We start from the raw sequence: 5,990 nt of genomic DNA on the forward strand, positions 1-5,990 counted from the left end.
CCGCGAGGCGGAGCGGCTGCTGCGGGCGGCGCGGCGCCGGCTGGCCGCGGCGGAGGGGCGGGTGCGGAGCCTGTATCGGGAGCTGGAGGCCAGCGGGGAGGCGGAGCGGATGCGCCGCTTCGGCGACCTGATCCTGGCCCACCTGCACCTGGTCCCCGCGGGAGCGGCGGTCGCGTGGCTCCCCGACCTGGAGGGCGGCCAGATGGAGGTGGAGGTGGAGCTGGATCCCACGCTCCGCCCGCACCAGAACGCCGAAGCCTGGTACGAGAAGGCGCGCCGGCTGCAGCGCGCCGAAGAGCGGATCCCGGAGCTGATCGAGGCCGCGGAGGCGGAGGCGGCGCGCTGGCGCGAGGCGATCGGGGCCGCCGAGGCGGAGGGCGGCGCCCTCCCGGAGTGGGCGCTCCGCGCGGTGGAGCGCCCGATCGGCCGCCCCGCCCCGAAGGCCGACGAGGGGCCGCGCCTCCCCTACCGGCTGTTCCGCACCTCGGGAGGGCTGGAGGTGCGGGTGGGGCGCAGCTCGAAGGACAACGACACCCTCACCTTCGGCCACTCGGCCCCGGGCGACGTGTGGATGCACGCCCAGTCCGTCCCCGGGTCGCACGTGATCCTGCGCTGGACGGACCCCGCCGCACCCCCCGCGCGCGACCTGGAGGAGGCGGCGACGCTGGCCGCGCTCTACAGCAAGGCGCGCACGTCCGGGCTGGTGGCGGTGGACTGGACCCGGCGCAAGCACGTCCGCAAGCCGCGCGGCGCGCCCCCCGGCTCGGTGGTGCCGCAGCAGGTGAAGACGGTGTTCGTGGAGCCGGACCCGGCGGTGGAGGAGCGAATGCGGGGGGAGGAGTAGGGCGCGGCCCGCGGAGGCCCCCGCCCGGCGGGCCCACGGAGGCCCCCTCCCCCGGCCCCTCCCCCGCACGCGGGAGAGGGGAGCACGGCGGCTGCAGTTCGGCACCCACGCGGAGGTGGTGACAGGGAGGAGGCGGGGTGGTCGGAGGAAAAAGCCTTGTGTTCGAGCGCAGCGAGTTTGGCTTTTTCCGGAGCGCCACCCCGCCTCCGACCGTCCGCGCGAGACAGCCACAGCCGCGAAACGGCACGGCACCCCTCCGGGCACTGTGCCGTTGTCGTCGTACGAGTTGCAGGACGCGCCCCGCTATGCCGGCTGTGCCGCCCTCTCCGCGACCGGTGCGCTCCCGTCGGACACGGACTGCTGCGAGACGGCCGTGAACCGCGCCATGTAGCCGTTCAGCCGCTCCGAGACGTCCCGCAGCGCTTCGGCAGCCTGCTGGATCTCGGCCAGCGCTTCCGCCTGGGCGCGCGCGGCCTGCGCCACCGCGCGGGCGCCCGCCCCGTTCCGCTCCGCCACCTCGGCGACGGCGCCGAACTCCGTGTGCAGCCCCGCGATCCCGGAGCGCTGCTCCGCCACTCGCTCGGCGATGCGGCCGGTGAGCTGCGCCGCCCCTTCCGTCGCCGCGACGATCCGCTCCACCGCGTCCAGCGCGGTCCGCGACAGCTCGCCCACGTCCGCCACCCGCTGCGCCCCCTGCTCCATCCGCCGCACCGTGGCGGTCACCTGCGCGCCGATGGCGCCGGCCATCTCCATGGCCTGCTGCGACGCGTGCGCGCTGGAATCGGCCAGCTTGCGCACCTCGTCCGCGACCACGGCGAAGCCCCGGCCGTGCTCCCCGGCGCGCGCGGCCTCGATGGCGGCGTTCAGGGCGAGGAGGTTGGTCTGGTCGGCGAAGTCGCGGATGGCGCCCACCACGTGCGAGATGCGCTCCGACGCGCCCGCCAGCGCGCCGATCTCCCTCGCCTCCACGTCCACGAAGTCGCGCAGCTCCACCAGCCGGCCCACCGCCTCGAAGATGGCGCCGCGGTTCTCGGCGGCGAGGCGGCCGGCGTCGCGGCTGCGCTCGGCGACCATGGAGGCATCGTCCGCCATCTCGGCCGCGGAGACGGCGAGGAGCGAGGTCAGGTCCAGCCCGGCCGCGGTGCGCTCCCCCTGCACCGCGATCCCGGAGCCGATCTCCGCCGCGTGCGCGGCGACCCGCTCCCCGCTCTCCCGCATCCCGGTGGCGGTGCCGCCCAGGGCGCGGAGCTGCGCCTCGATCTCCCCGGCGGCGTGGGTCATGGGGCGCACCAGAGAGTCGAGCTGCAGCGCGAGCGCCACCTGCCGCCCGAAGCGCTCGATCAGCCGGAGGTCCGTGGGGCCGTAGCTGCGCGGCTTGTGGTGGGCGATCTCCAGCACGCCCATCATCGCGCGCCCGTAGCGGAGCGGCTGCTCCACCAGGGAGCGCACCTCGCCCCCGGAGGGGAGCCGGGGGTCCGTGCGGGCTTCCTCCACCACCACCGGTCCCACGGAAGTGAGGGCTGCGCGGCGCAGGGCGGCGGCCCCCTGCAGCGCGGCCGGGGGCTCGGTGGAGGGGTAGACGGGGACCAGCGCGTCGCCGGAGAGGACGTAGACGTGCAGCCAGCGCCACTCCACCAGGCGGGCGGCGAGCTGCTCGATCTCGCCGAGCGACTCGTGGAGCGGGACGCCCGCGGCGATCACCGTTTCCATCGCCATCACCTTGCGCAGCTCCTCGGAAGCGATCGCCTCCAGGACCAGCGCGCGGGCGAACACCCCGGCCGCGGCGATGAAGGCCAGGAGGAAGATCCACCCCGGCCCGTCGCCGTACAGGGCGAAGGCGCCCGCCACGGCCAGCGTAGCCGTCGCGCCCAGCGCCGCGGCGATCACCTCGTGGCGGAAGAGGACCATCCACTCCCCCGCGTGGAGCTTCCCGCGAAAGGCGAGGGAGAAGTAGAAGAGACCGCGGGAGAAGAGGAAGTGGGAGATCAGGAAGGCGACCAGCGCGGGGATCCCATCGACGGAGAGGGGATCCCCGCCGGGCGGGGCAACCACCCGTATGGCGGCGAGAAAGACCCCGGCGCCCGCGCAGGCCACCACGGCTTCGCGGCCGGCGTTCACCAGCGCCGGAAAGGCGCCCCTCCGCCGCAGCAGGTCGGTGGCGGCCGTCCCCGCCCACGCCGCGGCCACGGCCGGGACCGGAGCCCCCAGCAGCGTCAGCGCGCCCACCGGGACCACGGTCATGGTGACGTACGAGTACTTGGAGAGGGGGACCGCCCAGGCGCGGAGCGCCGCGACCGCCAGCGTCCCCACCCCGGCGAGCAGCCACCCGCGGGCGTCCGGAGGGGCGGCCAGCACGGCCGCGAGCAGCACCACGCCCCCGGCCCAGACCATCCCCCGGGCGTAGCCCCGGAGCACGGCCACCATCAGCGGCGGGAGCACCGTCCGCTCAGCCAGCTCCATCCCCGCCCCGCACCGTGGCCGCACGCAGCGCCCGGACCAGAGGGCGGGCGCCCTCCACCCCCTCGCGGCCGAGGAGGTCCACCAGCGCGCTCCCCACCACCACGCCGTCCGCGACGCGGGCGACCGTGGCGGCCTGCTCCGGCGTGGCGATGCCGAAGCCCACGGCCACCGGCACGTCCGTCGCGGAGCGCAGCTCCGCCACCTCGCGCTCCAGCCCCGCCGCCAGCTCCTGCCGCGCACCGGTGACACCGGTGCGCGAAACGTAGTACAGGAACCCGCGCGACGCCGCGGCGATCTCCCGCACCCGCTCCGGGAGCGTGGTGGGAGCCACCAGCCGGATCAGGTCGAGCGGAGAGGCGGCGAAGGCGCTCTCGAGCTCCGGGTCGGCGCCCACGGGGAGGTCGGTGAGGAGCACCCCCTGCGCCCCCGCCCCGGCCGCGTCGCGCAGGAACTCGGCGACCCCGTAGCGGAGGATGGGGTTGAGGTAGGAGAAGAGGATGACCGGCGTGTCGTGCGCCTCGCGGAAGCGCCGCAGCGCCTCCAGCGTCCAGCGGAGGTCCACGCCGTGCCCGATGGCCTCGAAGGAGGAGCGCTGGATGGTGGGGCCGTCCGCCAGCGGGTCGCTGAACGGCACCCCCAGCTCAATCACGTCGGCGCCCTCCTCCGCCAGCATCCCCAGGGCCCGCGCGCTGGCCTCGGGCGTGGGGTGGCCGGCCGTGATGTACGGCACCAGCGCGGCGCGGCCCTCCTCCCGCGCGCGGGCGAAGGCGCGCGCCAGCGTCGCCGCCTCAGACGAAGTAGTCGCCGACATTGATTCCGTACCGCTCGGGGTCCGTGGTCTTGATGATGGTCCGCTGCGGGGCGCCGGGCCCAGGGGCCGCCAAGTCCACCTGGAGCGGCGGGTCCACCGGCTGTCCCAGCGCGTCGAAGATGACGCGGACGACGGGCTCGTGCAGCGCCTCGGGCCGGGGGTTCGGCGCGACGACCACGGCCATCTCGTAGGTGTCCAGCACCACCACGCTCCCCACCGGGTAGATCCCGGTCATGCTGATGAACGCCTTCACCAGGAGCGGGTCCATCCCCCGCGCCGGGTTGTCGCGCATCTCCTGGAGCGCCTGGTGCGGGAGCCAGGGCTTGGACTGGTAGCTCCGCTTGGTGGTCGCGGCGTCGAAGCTGTCCGCCACGGCGACGATCCGGGGGAAGAGCGTGGGGTCGCGCGGCCGGGTGCTGGCGGGATATCCGGTGAGGTCCGTCTTCATGTGGTGCTCGTAGACGCTGAGCATGGGGCGGAGGGGGAGGTCCGCCATCCCGCGCATGTCGAAGAGCGCCAGGAACCCCTCCGTGGTGTGCTCCCGCATCGTGGCCAGCTCGTCCGGGGTGAGCGGGCCGGTCTTGTTGATGACCTCGATCGGCATCCGCACCTTCCCCACGTCGTGCATCAGCGCGCCGAAGCCCAGCTCGTACAGCTCGTGCTTCGCAAGGCCCAGCTTCTTCCCCAGCGCCACGCTGAAGATGCAGACGTTGACGCAGTGGGTGAAGGTGTACTCGTCGTAGTCGCGCAGCGTGGTCATCCCCACCAGCGACGTCTCGTTGTTGAGGACCTGGTCCACGATGGACTGCACGGCGCGCTTCACCCGCCGCACGCTCACGCTCCTCCCGATCCGCACCGCGGACATCACCTCGCGCGCCACGGCCACGGTCTGCGCGTAGGTGCGCTTCGCCATCTCCCGCGCCTCGTCGGCGTCGCGAGGGGTGGCGTCCGCCTCCACCTCGGGGACGGCCACCAGGGCGCGGACCGAGGTGCGCGCCAGCCGCTCGGCGAACCGCCCGAAGGGGTCCTCCGTGTCGGGCTGCGCGAGGAGGAGGGCGAGGAAGGCGGTCCACTCGGCGACGTCGGCGCCGGGGTGGACCTCCAGCTGCCCGATCCCGTGCGCGCGGAGCGCACGCCCCACGGCGCTGAACGTGGCGAAGCTCCCCAGGTCGATCCGCATCCGCAGGTCGTTGAGGAAGACGAAGTCTCCCACGTAGCGGATGGAGACCGAGCCGTCCGACGCGAGCACCGGCCGCACCACGCCGTCCAGCTCGTGCAGCGCGTTCTGGACGGTCTGGTTCTCCAGCGGGTAGATGCGGAGGAGCCGGAGCGAAGCGTACAGCGCGAAGAGGATCTCGCGCCCGGCGCGCTGCAGCCCGCGCTCGTCGGCGGGGAGGCCGTCGCCGGGGGCGTCGGCGTGGGAAAGGTGGGCGGTGCTCACGTGTCGATTCCGCGGAGGGCGCGCCCGACCGCGCTCCGCACCACCGGGTCCGTTTCGGCGGAGGCGGCGGCGAGGGAGCGGCGGGCGGAGGGAAGGCCGGAGCGTGCCAGCCCCAGGGCGGCGCAGGCGCGCGTCTCGGACGATCCGCGCCGGCCGAGCCAGCTCTTCCCGTTGAGGACCCGGTCCAGAACGGCCACGCCCTCCTCGCCGGCCACCGCCCCGAAGGCCTCGAAGAAGGCGATCCGCTCGGTGAGGTCCGCCTCGCCGAGCCTCCTGGAGCCCAGCGCCGCCTCCAGCACGCCGCGCGCCGGGGTGTAGCGGAGTGCGGCGAGCGCGCGGGCCGCCGCGATCCGCACCTCGCGGTCGGCGTCGTCCAGCGCTCCCTGGAGGGCGTGCGCCGCCACCGGGTTGCGGAGCGCGAGGAGGGCCTCGAC

Annotated in this window: 5 protein-coding genes; 1 reads left to right on the top strand and 4 read right to left on the bottom strand. The window is 74.9% G+C overall.

All coding sequences use genetic code 11. The features are described from left to right. Positions 1-844, top strand: an 844-nt coding sequence (locus tag VGR37_07665; GenBank protein ID HEV2147265.1) for an NFACT RNA binding domain-containing protein, incomplete at its 5' end; no start/stop codon positions are given. Positions 845-1,147: 303 nt separating this feature from the next. Here VGR37_07665 and VGR37_07670 read toward each other — a convergent pair. The 4 genes from VGR37_07670 to VGR37_07685 all read right to left on the bottom strand — a co-directional run. After that, positions 1,148-3,304: a methyl-accepting chemotaxis protein gene (locus VGR37_07670; GenBank protein HEV2147266.1), complete on the bottom strand. Its 2,157-nt coding sequence runs from the start codon at positions 3,302-3,304 to the stop codon at positions 1,148-1,150. Beyond that, positions 3,291-4,115 (bottom strand): tryptophan synthase subunit alpha, encoded by an 825-nt coding sequence (gene trpA, locus VGR37_07675; protein HEV2147267.1) that lies wholly within the window; start codon positions 4,113-4,115, stop codon positions 3,291-3,293. Before trpA ends, VGR37_07670 begins: the two co-directional genes overlap by 14 nt. Continuing rightward, complete coding sequence (locus tag VGR37_07680) at positions 4,093-5,556, bottom strand: HD domain-containing phosphohydrolase (protein HEV2147268.1); 1,464 nt, start codon at positions 5,554-5,556, stop codon at positions 4,093-4,095. Before VGR37_07680 ends, trpA begins: the two co-directional genes overlap by 23 nt. After that, a partial coding sequence (locus VGR37_07685; GenBank protein ID HEV2147269.1) for a hypothetical protein occupies positions 5,553-5,990 on the bottom strand: 438 nt, incomplete at its 5' end. The genes VGR37_07680 and VGR37_07685, both read right to left, overlap by 4 nt.

The sequence above is a fragment of the Longimicrobiaceae bacterium genome, from assembly GCA_035936415.1.
Classification (GTDB): Bacteria; Gemmatimonadota; Gemmatimonadetes; order Longimicrobiales; family Longimicrobiaceae; genus JAFAYN01.